Genomic DNA, 15,455 nt, shown 5'->3' on the forward strand with positions numbered 1-15,455 from the left:
ACCGGCGGGGAGGAGGATGCGCTTCAAGGGGAGCTCCTTGGTCTGATGTGGAACGCTTCTTGCGTCCCATGCGTCAGTAAAGGGAATGCCAGAAACATACAGCGAAGATCTTGAACACCGGAAGCCGGTTCAAGGGGAAAGAAGCGGACCCGATGGGGCGAGACCGTTTCGTGATGTTTGAAGACCCTTGGTACTGATGTTGTGGTTGAGGCTGGCTCTGGCTGTTTCCGCAGATGGGCGTAAGCCTGAGGTAAAAGGGGCTGATGTGACGTGATCGGTTGATTGCGGTGAGTTGCGACTCTTGTGTGATGCAGATCACAGCGGACTGGTGGCACCGATTCCGTGTCGGACACGTCTAAGCGCCCGTCCAGGGCCGGATGGACTTTCGCATCGCCCCATGACGCGCCTTCCCGTCCCCGGAAACCGGCCCCCCGCCCCTGGAAACGGGTGCGGGACCCGGCGCTACGCGCCGGGTCCCGCGGGTGGTCAAGGGGCGGAGAGGGTTCCTCGCCCCGGGATGTGTGAGTTACCTGTAGAGCTCGCCGTTCGGGCCGACGATCTTTCCGGACCACACGTTGGCGGCCTTGCGGTAGATGTCGGCGGTCTCGCCGTCGAAGTACGGCGAGGTGATCAGGTCGTAGCGGTCGTTCTGGTCCTGGTCGCCGAAGAGACTGGTGACACCGTTGACGAGGCCCAGGCGCCTGGAGCTGCTGTACTGCGAGATCCACGGGCCACCGTCGGCGCCCGGGGTGAAGGCGCCCTTGAGGCCGACGTGCTCCTCGACCTTCTCGGCCGAGGAGACGTACTCCTTGCCCGACGTCTTGCCGTACACGTACTTGGGCGTCACGCCGCTGTAGGGCCTGTCGCCGTCGGGGTGCGGCGCGGCGGGGTAGCCGAAGACGTAGACGGTCTTGCCGGTGCTCTGGTTCCAGGTGAAGCCCTGTCCGCCGACGTTGTCGCCGAGACGGCCGACGTCCTTGGAGAGCAGGATGTAGTAGTGCGAGCCGCGCGACCACTTGGGCCCGCTGAACCCGTTGTACTCACCCTTGGTGACCTGCTTGACCCCGTTGAAGGCGACGCCGTTGTAGACCGTGACGAAGGCGTAGTCCTTGTCGTAGTCCTCGTAGTTGGCGAAGTCGTAGTGCGTCCACGCCGACTTGCCGACGTAGATGCCCCACGGGGTCTTGCCCTGGTAGTAGCCGGGGACGAAGACCCACTTGTCGAGGGTGTCGCTGTTGCTGCCCGGGTCGTAGACGCAGTGTCCGGCCGTGGCGACCACGTTGCGGTACTTGCCCTGGATCGAGGTGGCCGAGCACCACCGGTACTGGCCGTTGACGACGAAGAACACCTTGCCGATGGTCTTGGGCAGGTTGACGTTCTTGGCGAGTGAAGGGGTGGGCTTCTCCGAGCCGGTCGGACCGACGCTGCCGGGCCTGCCGTCGGGGGAGAAACCGCCGCCGACCTTCATCTTCGGGCCCCCGGGATCGGGGTTGTAGACCGTCGCCCTCTTGAGGGCGGCGAAGTTCGACGCCGCCCAGAAGTCGATGACCGAGACCGCCGAGGCGTTGTTCCTGGCCATCGGGTCGGTCGTCCAGTCCGGGGCGGCCTGGGCGGTGCCGGCCAGGGTGGTGGCCAGCAGGGCGGTGGCGGCTGCGGCGCCACCGAGGGGAAGAAGAGAGTGCTTCAAAAGACGAGCTCCTTGCGCTGCAACGTTCCCGGACATCCGGGAACTGCGGGACGACAAGTTACGAACCTAGGCAGTGAGCGCCGGAGCAAACCCCGCATAAGGATCTCTTAAGGATCTCTTAAGGTGGCTTTATGATCGGGGCGCCTGCTGGGTCGCCGCCCAGTGATAGACGACGTAGGTCGACGCGATGAAGTACGGGGAGGAGATCCTGTCGTACTTGCGGTCGGTGTTGACGTCCCAGGCGAAGCTGTTGACGCCGTTGAGGTAACCGACGGCGCTTCTGCTGTCGTAGGAGATCAGCCAGGGGCCGCCACTCGCGCCGTTGGTGAATCCGCAGGTCAGGGCGATACCCTGCTCGACCAGGCGGGTGGGGGCCTTCACCCTGATGGTGCGCCCGTCACACGACTTCAGCTTCTGGCCGTCGTACGGTCTGTCGCCGTTGGGGTGCGGGGCGGCGGGGTAACCGAAGGCGAGGGCGAGCAGGCCGATGCCGCGGTTGGTCGCCAGGCCCTGCCCGCCGACGTTGTCCTCCAGGCTTCCGACGCTCTCCATCTCGTAGGTGCCGGACGTCTTGCCGGCCTTCCACTTGAAGCCGTCGTGCACGGTGACGAACGCGTAGTCGTAGTCGTAGTCGCCCTTGCCGACGAAGTCCTCGTGCAGGTTGAGCGAGTGGCCGACATAGATGCCGTACGGGGTCTCGCCCTTGTCGTAGCCGGGGATGAAGATCCAGTATTCGGCCGGGCTGCCCGTCTTGGCGTCGTAGGCGCAGTGCCCGGCCGTGGCGACCAGGTTGCGGTTGGCCGCCGCCACGGAGGAGGCGGAGCACCAGTAGTCCTTGGCGCCGATCCGGAAGAACACCTTGCCCACGGTCACCGGTGAGCTGCCGGAGGCCGGGGCCCGCTTCTTCGGCAGGGTGGGCTTGACGACCGGCGCGGAACTCCCCGAGCCGGTGGAGCTCTTCCCGCCGGTGGTCGCGCCGGTCTCCCCGGTCGTGGTGGCGGCCTCCCCGGTGCCGGTGGCCGCGGCGGCCGTGGCGCTCCCGGGCGTGGCGCTTCCCGCGCCGCCTCCGGAGGTGGGAGACGTGGAGGAGGGGGGGCTGCCGGGCGTGGCCGGCACGTTGTCCATGGCCTGCTTGAGCCTGGCCGGGCTCCAGTACTCCGCGATCCGCCTCATGTCGGCGCTGCTCTTGGTCAGGGTGATCGAGGTGATCCCGTTGGGGACCCCGTCCAGCGGGCTGGCCACGGCGCTCCCGGCGAACGCGGACGTCATGGTCACACAGGCGGCGATCAGCCCGCCGAGTGTGGCCGCGAGCCGCCGAGCGCGGGAGGACATGGGGGATTCCTTTCGGGGACCGAGGGTTCGGACGGTCAAGGGGCCGGGACGTTCGGATGGCTACTTGAGGCGCAAGGGGTGATTTTTCCAGATCAACTTGGTTTTGGGCAGTTCGTTGGACCGATCCGCTCATACTCTGTTATCTGATCAGTGTGCCTGAAGGTGTATAAGCACCCCGTGAAGGTGGAAAAGGGCCCGGTGCGCACCGGGCCCTTCCTCGTTCACGAAGCCGTGTCTAGACCGGGAGCTTCCCGGTCCAGAGGTTGGCGGCGTGCTTGTAGATGCCGTACGTGTCACCGTTGAAGTACGGGGTGGTGACGCGGTCGTAGCGCTTGTTGCCGTCGCTGTCGACCGTCAGGCTCACGACGCCGTTGAGGTAGCCGGTCCGCTTGCTGTTCTTGTACTGCAGCAGGAAGGGACCGCCACTGGCACCGGGGGTGAAGGCGCACTTGATGGCCTGGTGCTCCTCGGCCTTGTAGGCCGACACGACGGGCGCGGCGCCGGTCGTGCCGTAGCACCACTTCTGGGTGTGACCGGAGTACGGCTTGTCACCGTCCAGGTGGGCCGAGGTCGGGTAGCCGAACGTGAAGACCTTCTTGCCCAGCTTCTGGTTCCAGCTGAAGCCCTGGCCGCCGACGTTGTCGCCGAGACGGCCGGCCGCGGTCACGAAAGTGATGTAGTGGCGGAAGATGATGTACTTCGCGGACGAGGTCTTCGCGATGTACTTCACCACGAAGTAGTACGTGATCGTGTAGTTGCCCCGCGAGTCCACCTGCTTGTGGCCGGGTCCCTTGTACGCCTCGTACTCGGTCTTGGTGACGTGCTCGACGCGGGGCTGGAGCTTGGAGCCGCTCGCGGGCCAGTCGGCCTGGTCCAGCGTCCTACCGAGGGTGACCTTGTCGTCGTGCAGGCCATAGACCTGGCCGGAGACCTTGTCCCAGCTGGACTTGTCGGTTTCCACCGCGACGGCGATCGCGCCCTTGTACTGCGGGCCGACCTGGTCTTCCTTGTCCACGCCCTCGACCTTGCCGAGGCCGCCCTTCTTCGTCCACGCGTCGTAGGTGTTCCGGTCGACCGCGGTGGCGGCCTCGCGGCCCACCCCGCCCTTGTCCATGTGAGCCTTGAAGGTCTTGTAGTCGACCTCCTTCTCGGGCTGCTGCTTGATGCCGTCGTAGACGTTGACGAAGGCGTAGTCGTAGTCGTAGTCCTCGTAGACCGTGAAGTCGTCGTGGGTGTTGACCTTGGCGCCGACGTAGATGCCCCAGGGAGCCTTGCCCTGGTAGTAGCCGGGGATGAACACGAAGTTGCCGAACGGCTTGTTCGTGTCGGTGTCGTAGACACAGTGGCCGGCGGTGGCGACCAGGTTGTGGAACTTCGACTGCACGGAGCTGCCGGAGCACCAACGCTCCTTGCCCTTGTCGTCGACGAAGAAGACCTTGCCGACGGTGATCGGGAGGTTCACGTTCCGCGACTTGCCGGCGGTCTTGCCTTCTTCGCCGGTGGGGGCGACGACGCCGGGCTTGCCGTCGGCGGCGGCCCTGGCGGCACCGGTCTTGTTCAGCTTGGCGGAGACGGTGGAGTCGGCGAGATAGGTCGTCGCCGACTTGAGCTTCGAGGCGGTCCAGTAGCCCGCGATGGCCTTCGCGTTACCGGAGGGGGTGAGCGCCGAGGACTTGACGTCCGGGTCGGCCGTGCTCGCCTGGGCGGTGGCGGGGAGGGAGGCGCCGATCATCGCGGCGGCGGCGAGGGCGCCGCCGAGGGGGAGGGCGAGGCGCTTGGCTCGGGGGTTCAATGGAGCTCCTTCTTTGTCATGGGTCACTCGGGACGCAACCCACGCATGCGTAAAGAGACAAGAGGTGACCGTACTCGGCAAAGATGGGTTAAAAAGCTATAAAACGGGCATCCGATCGGACCGTTATATTTTTGTTATTTAATCGAGGGAACCGGGAGCCCTCGGACTCCGTCTGATCTACCTGAACTTGATCGGGGAGTTCCGCTCGGGTCATGTGACCGTATGAACTGCGGAAACACCGAGGCTGGTCGTTGTCCCGAAGCGACGGTGCGAGGCAGGCTGAGCCGGATCCGCGTCACACGTCATCGGGGGATCTCATGCGGCGTCTTCTCTGTCTGGTCGTTGCCGGCCTCTTCCAGCTCCCGGGTACGGCCGCGGCGTCCACGCCGACGCCCCGCGACCCCGTTCCCGACTCGCAGGAGGCGAGACCGTTTCCCCGCCCCGGTGACTGGGGGCCCCAGGTGACGAGGCCGCTCCCGCTCCATCCGGGCGAACCGTCCCACGTCATGCCCGGGCCGGTGGAACCATTCCCCAGGGCCAGGCCCTCGCGGGATGTCAGGGTGCTCGTGCTGACCCTCGCGCGGGGAGAGAAGCCCGTGCCCATGGCGGGCCACGCCCTGCTGCTGTGCGACCAGCCCGGCGGCACCCACCCCGACGCGGTCCGCGCGTGCGCGGCGCTGGCCGGGGTGCGGGGCGATCCCGCCAGGCTCAGGCCGAGGACGGGGGTGGCGTGCACGCTGCAGTACGACCCGATCACGGTGACCGCCAACGGGGTCTGGAACGACCGCTTCATCCAGTTCGAACACACCTATGGCAACGCGTGCTCGTTGCGGGCCGCCACCGGTCCGGTCTTCGCCCTGGGGGGCGTACTCCGGAAAACGAGCGGCGAGTGGAACATTCCTGACAAGGTGACCGCTCTTCCCGGGGCGTTCCCCCGGACGTTTCCCGGAACGATCCGGCGGCCGGGTCTCTAGCCGCCGTCACCCGTGAGAGAGGGCCCGGTCCTGGGACCGGGCCCTCCTCGTTCACTCCGGCCGGCCGAATGGCCTTACGGTCAGCCGGTCGCACGGGTCAGCTGGTCCAGCGGTTGGCCGCGGCCTTGTAGACCTTGTAGGTGTCGCTGTTGAAGTACGGCGAGGAGATCTTGTCGTACCGGTCGTTCTTGTCGGTGTCCCAGGCGATGCTGTTGACGCCGATCAGGTAGCCGGTCCGGCTGGAGCTCTTGTACTTGTAGATCCAGGGGCCGCCGCTCGCGCCCGCGGTGAAGGCGCACTTGAAGCCGACGTGCTCCTGGACGTTGTACTTCGGCGCGGCCGGCATGGCGCCGGTCTTGCCGTAGCACCACTTCATCGTGCGGCCGGAGTAGGGCTTGTCCCCGTCGGGGTGCAGGCCGGCGGGGTAGCCGAAGGAGAAGACCGAGTTCTTGATCTTCTGGTTCCAGGCGAAGCCCTGGCCACCGACGTTGTCGCCGAGACGGCCGACGGTCTTGATGATCGGCTTCCACTTGCCGTCCTTGTCCTTCTCCCAGTTCACCTTGAACCCGGAGTGGACGTTGACGAACGCGTAGTCGTAGTCGTAGTCCTCCTTCACGACGAAGTCGTCGTGCGCGTTGAACCACTTGGCCGCGTAGATGCCGTAGGGGTTCTTGCCGTCCCACGCCTGGTTGCCGTCCCAGTAGGACGGGATGAAGATCCAGTTGTCGTAGAACTGGTTGGTCTTCACGTCGTAGACGCAGTGCGCGGAGGTGGCGACCACGTTGCGGTACTTGCCCTGAACTGAGCTGCCGGAGCAGTACTTCCAGCTCTTCGGGTCCGCCGGGTTGGCGCCGGGCAGGGTGAAGAAGACGCGCCCGACGGTGTTGGGCAGGTTCACCTGCTTGCTCTTGGAGGACTTGGCGCCCTCCGCGCCGATCGGCGGGACGGACCCGCCGGGGCCGTCGGGGCCCGGCGCGCTGGAGGCCTTGCCGCCCTTGATGCTCAGGTCGAGGTCGCCGGTGGCGTCCGTGGCCTTGCGCATGCGCTCGGGCGACCAGAAGGAGGTGGCCTGGTTGGCCGTCTCCGAGGCCTGGGAACTGACCACGTCCTTGGGGGCCGTACCGGCGTTGGCACCGGTGGTGGCGCCGATCACTCCGGCGATCATGAGAACGCCGGTGAGGGGGATCGTGAGGCGCCGTGCTCGGGAATTCATGAAGCTCCTTTCGTTCTCAGCGAGGAGACGGGACTTCTCCTCGCCGGGAAAACGATCGGAACGTTACTGACTGGATCGAGCACTCGGCAGGAATTGACGTGAAAAAGTCTGACCTGGTTCCATCCGATGCGATCTCGTTATTTAAATAGCAATTTGTTATAACTTAACGAATAGGCATTTCCGCAGCTCAAGCCGGTTGCAGGGTGATCCCGCCGGCACCGGAGACCTCACCGGTAACAACGATTACCGAAGGTTTCTCAAGTAACTCCGACACCTCCAGAACATTGAGTGCGGGGGCGTTCTCGGCGCCGCGCGACGTGTCCCCGGACCATTTTCTGTGAGGTGGTCCCGGGCGATCATAAGGGGTGAGGTGAATTCCGGAACACAGGTCCCGGAACCCGGGTGCCGCCCCACGGACCCCGCGACGCGGCCCCTGGAACACCGACCTCGCGGCACACCACCGGAACGACACGAGACCCCGTGACGAAGACATCGGGACACGGCCCCGGTGACCTGGAGACCGGGACTCGCATCACGGGCGCGGTGACGCGATGACGCCGTGGCGTCTCCCCGGGGGCATCGATTCTGATTCGTGACGGTACTGAAGCGGGTGCCGAGACCGCGAAACCCCGAAGATGGGGCCGAGAACCGTACCTTCTGCAAGAGGCGGCCGAAGACGTGGCCGGTGGTCAGCACGACATCATCGAGGCGAGGTCCCCGAGGGGGCCCTGGCGCTGGATCGGCGCCGCCGCGCTGGTGGCGCTCGTGGCGTGGAACCTGCTGACGGGCCGGGAGCCGGACGAGGTTTCGCCGTCGTTCCCGCCGCCGGTGCCCACGCGGACGGGAATCGTCGCGGAGGACGTCCCGAACACGCTCTACCCCCGGCCTCGCCGTGAGGGTGGCAGGGAGATCCTCGACGTGATCTTCCCCGACGGCTCGGCGGCGGAGGTGAGCTACCCGGCGGAGCTGGGCCTGGCCAAGCTGGGGGTCCGGCCCGCGCTGTCGGGCCGGCTCGACGGCGACAGCGGTCCGTACCGGCAGTTGAACGTGCCGTCGGGAGGCCCGGCGGGGGTCGCCCAGGGACGGCCGATGATCCGGCGGCTGACCAAGGGGGTCACGCTCTGGCACCCCATGAGCCCCGCCGAGGGGGAGGTGCTGCTGTTCGCGTTCGACCCGTGGTTCGTGGCGCTGCGCGACCTCAAGGACGGCATGCCCTTCGAGCAGCGCATGCTCTGGGCGCGCAACCTGCGCGGCAAGGTGACCAAGGGCGGTTACCTCGTGCTCGACGCCACGTCCCCGGTGCGGCTGGCCACGCGGGGGGAGGCCCTCCGCGGCGAGCCGCTGGGGCCGCAGCTGTGGTTCGGCGGAGCCAGGGAGACGCTGCTGGTGCTGGCTCCCATCCCCGGCTGCGACGTCGCGTCGATCGAGCTCTCCGTCATCGAGCAGCGGCGCCGCTTCTCCGCCGAGACCTGCCAGGACGGCGTGTACGTCGCGGCCTCGGGGGAGCGGGGACACGTCGAGAGGACCATGGCGGGCATAACCGTCAAGCGGACGGCGTAGCGGCGGCGCGTGCGCCGTGATCACCGCCGCCGTAGCCGCCACGCGGGCGGTATGGGGCGCGGCCGTGTTCGCCATGCGGTCGTGATCGCCATGTTCGTCGTGCGGATGCGTGGGTTGTGCCGCAGTGTTCGTCGTGCGGACGTGTGGGGTTGTGCCGCCGTGTTCGTCGTGCGGATGTGCGGGGTGTGTCGTCGTGATCGTCACGCGGACGGCGTAGGGTGCGGCCATGTTCGCTGTAACCGCCACGCGGATCGATCCCGACAACCCCCTCGCCGGTCTCACGCTCGGTGAGCGTCCGGAACCCGAGGTTCCCGACGGGTGGACCACCGTCACGGTGAGGGCCGCCTCGCTCAACCACCACGACCTGTTCAGCCTGCAGGGGGTGGGCATCCGCCAGGAGCAACTCCCGATGGTGCTCGGCACCGACGCCGCCGGGCTCGACGAGGACGGCAACGAGGTCATCGTGCACGCGGTGATCGGCAGTGGTGCCGACGAGACGCTCGACCCGAAGCGCTCCCTGCTCTCGGAGAAACACGACGGCACCTTCGCCGAGCGGGTCACCGTGCCCCGGCGCAACCTCGTGCCCAAGCCCGCCGCGCTCAGCTTCGAGGAGGCCGCCTGCCTGCCGACGGCCTGGCTGACCGCCTACCGCATGCTGTTCGACAAGGCCGGGCTCGAACCGGGTTCGACCGTGCTGGTCCAGGGCGCGGGCGGCGGCGTGGCCACCGCGCTGATCCTGCTGGGCCGGGCCGGGGGATACCGGGTCTGGGTGACCAGCCGCTCGGAGAAGAAGCGGGCGCGGGCCCTGGAACTGGGCGCCGACCAGGCCTTCGAGAGCGGTGCCCGGCTGCCCGAGCGGGTCGACGCGGTGATGGAGACCGTCGGCCAGGCCACCTGGGGACACTCGCTGAAGGCGCTGCGCCCCGGCGGCCGGATCGTGATCTCCGGCGCGACCAGCGGCACGGTCCCGCCGGCCGACCTGAACCGCGTCTTCTTCCTGCAGCTGTCGGTGATCGGCTCCACCATGGGCACCCGCGACCAGCTGGGCAGGCTGGCCCGCTTCCTGGAGCAGACCGGCACCCGCCCGTTGATCGACCGCGCCCTCCCGCTGGCCGAGGCCCGTGAGGGCTTCGCGGCCATGCACGAGGGCGAGCTCTTCGGAAAGGTCGTCTTCACCCTGCCGGGGTGAGCCCCGCGGGCCCGGCGGGCGTGGCTCACCCGTGCCGTGCGCGCCGCCTCACGGAGGCCGCCGGCCCCGACGCGCCGCGCCCGGCGGGCACCGTACGGAGGATCGTCGGACCGGGGATCGTCGTGCGGAGGATCATCGGAGCGCTTCGCGGATGCGGCGAGCCGCGTCGTACAGGGCGTCCTGGGCGGTCGCCAGGGTCTCCTCGCTGACCTGGGCGGCCGCCGCGTCCCTGCGGACCTCCTCGACGAACTCGGCCAGCATCTGCCCAAGACGGGTGTCTCCGGCGCTTGACCCCTCGCCGATGAAGCCGTCGGCCCAGACACGCTTCCACTCGTCCTTCCACTCGCCGGTCTGGCGTTGCCACTCGCGCTTCTGGCGCTGCCACTCCGTCTTCTGCCCGCGCCAGGCCTTGCGCGAGTCCTGCTCGGGACCCTGGCGCACGTCGCGCGCCATCTGGGTAAGCTCCTCGCGCAGCGACTTGACCGTGTCGCGCACGTCCTCCTTGACCTCGCGGGCGATGTCGCGGACCGAGTCGGAGATCTCCTGCTCCAGGTCGGCGAGCTCGTCGAGCCGCTCGTTGAGCTCGTCGCGGCCCCGGTCGCTGATGGTGAAGACCTTCTTGCCGTCCACGACCTCGTGGGTGACCAGGCCCTCCTCCTCCAGACGGGCCAGGCGCGGGTAGATCGTGCCGGGGGAGGGAGAGTAGACGCCGAGGAAGCGATCCTGGAGCAGCCGGATCACCTCGTAGCCGTGGCGCGGGCTCTCCTCCAGCAGCTTCAGGAGATAGAGCCGGAGCCTTCCGTGGCCGAAGACCGGGCTCATGCCTGGGTTCCCTTCAGGAGGGTGACGTCGGCGGAGACGGTGTTGGCCGTCAGTGACGCCATGCCGCCGCCGATCCGGCCGCTCAGCGTCTTCGCGCCGGGCTGGACGGAGTAGTCGAGCTCGGGGAAGGCGGTGTCGAGCCTGCCCGAGGTGGAACGGATCTTGACGTCGGTCTCGACCGCGTACGGGAGCCGGAGCACGATGTCGCCGGAGACGCTGTTCATCGTGACGTGGCCGGTCGGCGGGAGTTCCAGATCGGCGGTGACCCGGCCGGAGACGGTGGTGACGCTCAGCCGCCGGGGGGTGCCCTGGGCCACGGTCAGCTCGCCGGAGATGCTCTTGAACGACAGGTCGCCGACCAGGCCGCGGCTCTCCACGGCACCGGAGACGGTGTCGGCGTTGATCTCGCCGCTCACCCCGTCGAGCACGATCCCACCCGAGACGCTCCTGACCGAGGTGCGGTCCTCGAACCCGGCGACGACGGCGGACGCGGAGACCACCCCTACGTTGACCGGGCAGTCCTTCGGCACGGTCAGTGTCAGCGTGGCGCTGCGGCGCCCGGGACGCAGCCAGCCCAGCAGGCCGTCCCAGGTGAGGTCCTTGTAGGTGACGGTGAGCGTACCGTCGTCGTCGTGGGTGACGAGCAACGGAGGGCTGTCGACCTCGGTGACCTCAAGCGTGGGAGGGCCGTCGCTGGCCAGCACCGCCAGCTTCCCCGCCACGATGCGTACGTTGAGCTTGCTGACGGAGTCAAAGGTGAGCTGCTCCGGCTTTTCGATGGTCCATTGCCGCATGTGCGTGACCTCCTTGTGTTTAACACGATATGTCGCGTCACTCGGAAGGTCAAGATATATCGCGTTTTTCTCAGTCGTCCTCGTCGTCCAGCCGGGCCAGCCAGGTGGCCAGCCGTTCCACCGGCGTCTCGAAGTCGGGGTTCAGGTCGACGAACTCGCGCAGGCGTTCGGCCAGCCACACGACGGTGACCTCCTCCTCGCCCCGGCGCGCGACGAGTTCCTCGATGCCCCGATCGGTAAAGTACATCGTTCTCCTTTGCTGACGCTGTGGTCATACTCGCGATCTGGTGGTGACGCTCGCGAAACGGGGAAGTCCCCCGCAGAGGCTCCTGCGGGGGACTTCCGTGGTGACGCCTGCGTCGGACCGGCCGGTGGCCGGTCGCCTAGTTGAAGATCTCGCCCAGCATCTGCTGCAGCTCGACCTCGTGGGTGGAGTGCGAACCGGTCGCCGGGGAGGAGTTGGCCTTGCGGGAGACCCGCTTGATCGAACGCCCGTTGAAGACACCGGGGTTCTCGGCCATCTTGAGCGCCAGGAACGGCCACGGACCCATGTTGAGCGGCTCGTCCTGTGCCCACACCAGCTCGATGTCGGGGGCGTAGCGGCTCAGCTCGGTCTCCAGCGGGTCGCCGGGGAACGGGTAGAGGCGCTCGAGACGGACGACCGCCACGTCGTTGCGGCCCTGCTTGTCACGGGCCGCCGCCAGGTCGTAGTAGAGCTTGCCGGAGACCAGCACGACCTTGCGGACACCGTTCGGGGGAGCCGTGGTGTCGCCCAGCACCGGCCGGAACGACCCCGAGGTGAAGTCGCTGACCGCCGAGATCGCCGCCTTGTGCCGCAGCAGCGACTTGGGCGTGAACACCACCAGCGGGCGGTGCCGGTTCGACAGCGTCTGCCAGCGCAGCAGGTGGAAGTAGTTGGCCGGAACCGTGGGCTGCGCCACGGTCATGTTGTCCTGGGCGCACATCTGCAGGAAGCGCTCGATGCGGGCCGAGGAGTGGTCGGGCCCCTGCCCCTCGTAGCCGTGCGGCAGCAGCAGGGTGACGCCGGAGCGCTGACCCCACTTCTGCTCACCCGAGGTGAGGTACTCGTCGATGATCGACTGGGCGCCGTTGACGAAGTCGCCGAACTGCGCCTCCCAGGCGACCAGCGCCTCGGGCCGCTCCACGCTGTAGCCGTACTCGAAGCCGAGCGCGGCGTACTCGCTCAGCAGGGAGTCGTAGATGTAGAACTTCGTGGTGCCCTGGTTGAACGTCTTGAGCGGGGTGTGCTCCTCGCCCGTGACGCGATCGACCAGCACGGCGTGCCGCTGGGTGAACGTGCCGCGCCGCGAGTCCTGGCCGACGAGGCGGACCGGGTGGCCGTCGATCAGCAGCGACCCGAAGGCCAGGGTCTCGCCCATGCCCCAGTCGATGTGATCCTCGGCGACCATCTGCCCGCGGCGCTGCAGCACCGGCAGCAGGCGCGGGTGGACGGTGAAGCCCTCCGGCATGTTGAGCTGGGTCTCCACGATCCGCTTGACGGTCTCCTCGGAGATGGCCGTCTCGACGTCCTCGTGCGACCAGGGGACGTTCTCCATGTCGGTCCGGCGGGAGAACTCGCCCGTCGGGTCCTTGACCGCCGCGCGGGTCGCGGCGAAGGCGTTCTCCAGCTTGGCCTGGTAGTCGCGGAGCGCGCCCTCGGCCTCCTCCACCGTGATGTCGCCCCGGCCGATCAGCGCCTCGGTGTAGAGCTTGCGGGTGGAGCGCTTGGCGTCGATCAGGTCGTACATCAGCGGCTGGGTGAAGCCCGGGTTGTCGGCCTCGTTGTGGCCGCGGCGCCGGTAGCAGATCAGGTCGATCACCACGTCCTTGCGGAACGCCTGGCGGTATTCGAACGCCAGCCTGCCGACCCTGACCACGGCCTCGGGGTCGTCGCCGTTGACGTGGAAGATCGGGGCCTGGATCATCCGGGCCACGTCGGTGGCGTACACGCTGGAGCGCGAGCTGGCCGGGCTGGTGGTGAAACCGACCTGGTTGTTGACCACGATGTGCACGGTGCCGCCGGTGCGGTAGCCCCGCAGCTGCGACAGGTTGAGCGTCTCGGCCACCACGCCCTGGCCCGCGAAGGCCGCGTCGCCGTGGACGAGCACCGGCAGGACGGTGAAGCCCTCCTCGCCGCGCTCCAGGAGGTCCTGCTTGGCGCGGACCACACCCTCCAGGACCGGGTCGACCGTCTCCAGGTGGGAGGGGTTGGCCACGACCGAGGTCTTGAGCTTGGAGCCGTCGGGCGAGACGAAGTCGCCGCTGGCGCCCAGGTGGTACTTCACGTCACCGGAACCGTGGGCGCTGCGCGGGTCGATGTTGCCCTCGAACTCGCCGAAGATCTGCCCGTACGACTTGCCGACGATGTTGGCCAGCACGTTGAGGCGCCCGCGGTGGGCCATGCCGACCACGGCCTCGTCGAGCCGCTCCTCGGCCGCGGAGCTCAGCACCGAGTCGAGCAGCGGGATCAGCGACTCGCCGCCCTCCAGCGAGAAGCGCTTCTGCCCGACGAACTTCGTCTGCAGGAACGTCTCGAACGCCTCGGCGGTGTTCAGCCGCTCCAGGACGCGCAGCTGCTCCTCGCGGTCGGGCTTGGCGTGCGGCCGCTCGATGCGGGCCTGGATCCAGGCCCGCTCCTCGGGGTTCTGCATGTGCATGTACTCCACGCCGATGGTGCGGCAGTAGGAGTCACGCAGCACGCCGAGGATCTCGCGCAGCTTCATCAGGGGCCGGCCGCCGAAACCGCCGGTGGCGAACTCGCGCTCCAGGTCCCACAGGGTCAGGCCGTGCGACTTGATGTCGAGGTCGGGGTGCTTGCGCTGCTTGTACTCCAGCGGGTCGGTGTCGGCCATGAGGTGGCCGCGGACCCGGAAGGCGTGGATCAGCTCGATGACCCGGGCCGACTTCGCCACGTCGTCGTCGTGCGTGGTCGAGATGTCCTGGACCCAGCGGATCGGCTCGTACGGGATCCGGAGGGCCTCGAAGATCTCGTCGTAGAAGCCGTCCTCGCCGAGCAGCAGCCGGTGGACCTGCCGCAGGAAGTCGCCCGACTGGGCGCCCTGGATGATGCGGTGGTCGTACGTGCTGGTGATCGTCATGACCTTGCTCACCGCGAGGCGGGAGAGCGTCTCGGGGGAGGCCCCCTGGTATTCGGCGGGGTACTCCATCGCGCCGACGCCGATGATCGTGCCCTGCCCCGGCATCAGGCGCGGCACCGAGTGCACGGTGCCGATGGTGCCCGGGTTGGTCAGCGAGATCGTCGTGCCGCTGAAGTCGTCGACACCCAGCTTGCCCGCCCTGGCCTTGCGCACGACCTCTTCGTACGCGACCCAGAACTGGCGGAAGTCCATCCCCTCGGTCGCCTTGATCGACGGGACCAGGAGCTGGCGGGTGCCGTCGCTCTTGGCGACGTCGATGGCCAGGCCCAGGTTGACGTGCTCGGGCTTGACCAGCACCGGCTTGCCGTCGACCTCGGTGTAGGAGTGGTTCATCTCCGGCAGGACCTTGAGGGCCTTGATCACCGCGTAGCCGATGATGTGCGTGAACGACACCTTGCCGCCGCGACCGCGCGACAGGTGATTGTTGATCACGATCCGGTTGTCGATGAGCAGCTTCGCCGGGACCGCGCGCACACTGGTCGCCGTCGGGACAACGAGGCTGGCCTCCATGTTGGCCGCAGTCCTCGCGGCGGCGCCGCGCAGTCGGACTTCCTCGGCACCGGCGGCGGCGGGCAACTGCGTCTCCTGCTTGGGTTGGTCCGCCGGGGCGGGCTTGGCCGCCGCCGGCGCTGGGGTCTTCGCCGCGGGGGCCGGGGTGGCCTGAGCCGCGGCCGGGGTGGCCGAGGGCGCAGCGGGTGTCGGTGGAGGCGCGGCGGCAGCCGCGCCCTGGGGCGCGGCACGGCCGGACCCCGAATCAGGGCTGTAGTCGGCAAAGAAGTTCCACCAGGCCCGGTCGACCGACTCGGGGTCCTGGAGGTACTTCTGGTACAGCTCGTCGACAAGCCATTCGTTCTGACCAAAGGCTGCCAGCGGGTTTGTCCGCGACGACTCAGACGACACGGCGGAAATCGCC

Annotated in this window: 11 protein-coding genes; 3 read left to right on the forward strand and 8 right to left on the reverse strand. The window is 67.9% G+C overall.

Annotated elements, in window-relative coordinates; translation table 11 throughout:
* Positions 1 to 526 precede the first annotated feature (526 nt).
* The 3 genes from ACSDR0_RS42925 to ACSDR0_RS42935 form a co-directional block, all read right to left on the reverse strand.
* On the reverse strand, positions 527 to 1,687 hold the full coding sequence (locus ACSDR0_RS42925) for a trypsin-like serine peptidase (RefSeq protein WP_435294730.1): 1,161 nt from the start codon (positions 1,685 to 1,687) through the stop codon (positions 527 to 529).
* 129 nt (positions 1,688 to 1,816) lie between these two features.
* Positions 1,817 to 3,019 carry a trypsin-like serine peptidase gene (locus tag ACSDR0_RS42930; RefSeq protein WP_435294731.1) on the reverse strand — a complete coding sequence of 401 codons (1,203 nt, stop codon included), beginning with the start codon at positions 3,017 to 3,019 and terminating at the stop codon, positions 1,817 to 1,819.
* 235 nt (positions 3,020 to 3,254) lie between these two features.
* Positions 3,255 to 4,811, reverse strand: coding sequence for a hypothetical protein (locus tag ACSDR0_RS42935; RefSeq protein WP_435294732.1), 1,557 nt, complete (start codon positions 4,809 to 4,811; stop codon positions 3,255 to 3,257).
* A 518-nt stretch (positions 4,812 to 5,329) separates the two neighbouring features.
* On the opposite strand from ACSDR0_RS42935, the gene ACSDR0_RS42940 reads away from it, so the two are divergent.
* Entirely contained in the window at positions 5,330 to 5,785 is a 456-nt protein-coding gene (locus tag ACSDR0_RS42940; protein WP_435294733.1) for an SSI family serine proteinase inhibitor, read from the forward strand.
* Between the two features lie 97 nt (positions 5,786 to 5,882).
* Here ACSDR0_RS42940 and ACSDR0_RS42945 read toward each other — a convergent pair whose 3' ends face one another.
* Positions 5,883 to 6,998, reverse strand: a complete 1,116-nt coding sequence (locus tag ACSDR0_RS42945; RefSeq protein ID WP_435294734.1) for a trypsin-like serine peptidase — start codon at positions 6,996 to 6,998, stop codon at positions 5,883 to 5,885.
* Positions 6,999 to 7,676: 678 nt separating this feature from the next.
* On the opposite strand from ACSDR0_RS42945, the gene ACSDR0_RS42950 reads away from it, so the two are divergent.
* A complete protein-coding gene (locus ACSDR0_RS42950) occupies positions 7,677 to 8,558 on the forward strand; it encodes a hypothetical protein (RefSeq protein WP_435294735.1) in 882 nt (293 codons plus the stop codon).
* Between the two features lie 226 nt (positions 8,559 to 8,784).
* The gene (locus ACSDR0_RS42955) at positions 8,785 to 9,747 is read left to right on the forward strand and encodes a zinc-binding dehydrogenase (protein WP_435294736.1); all 963 of its coding nucleotides are present in this window, start codon (positions 8,785 to 8,787) and stop codon (positions 9,745 to 9,747) included.
* Positions 9,748 to 9,879: 132 nt separating this feature from the next.
* Here the strand turns inward: ACSDR0_RS42955 and ACSDR0_RS42960 are convergent, their stop codons facing one another.
* The 4 genes from ACSDR0_RS42960 to ACSDR0_RS42975 form a co-directional block, all read right to left on the reverse strand.
* On the reverse strand, positions 9,880 to 10,569 hold the full coding sequence (locus tag ACSDR0_RS42960) for a PadR family transcriptional regulator (protein ID WP_435294737.1): 690 nt from the start codon (positions 10,567 to 10,569) through the stop codon (positions 9,880 to 9,882).
* Positions 10,566 to 11,363 (reverse strand): DUF4097 family beta strand repeat-containing protein, encoded by a 798-nt coding sequence (locus ACSDR0_RS42965; protein ID WP_435294738.1) that lies wholly within the window; start codon positions 11,361 to 11,363, stop codon positions 10,566 to 10,568. The genes ACSDR0_RS42960 and ACSDR0_RS42965 overlap by 4 nt, the downstream gene beginning before the upstream one ends.
* Before the next feature lie 70 nt (positions 11,364 to 11,433).
* Complete coding sequence (locus ACSDR0_RS42970; protein WP_329094229.1) at positions 11,434 to 11,610, reverse strand: DUF6104 family protein; 177 nt, start codon at positions 11,608 to 11,610, stop codon at positions 11,434 to 11,436.
* A gap of 136 nt (positions 11,611 to 11,746) precedes the next feature.
* On the reverse strand, positions 11,747 to 15,442 hold the full coding sequence (locus ACSDR0_RS42975) for a multifunctional oxoglutarate decarboxylase/oxoglutarate dehydrogenase thiamine pyrophosphate-binding subunit/dihydrolipoyllysine-residue succinyltransferase subunit (protein WP_435294739.1): 3,696 nt from the start codon (positions 15,440 to 15,442) through the stop codon (positions 11,747 to 11,749).
* Positions 15,443 to 15,455: the final 13 nt, after the last annotated feature.

The sequence above is a fragment of the Streptosporangium sp. G11 genome, assembly GCF_051192615.1.
Lineage (GTDB): Bacteria > Actinomycetota > Actinomycetes > Streptosporangiales > Streptosporangiaceae > Streptosporangium.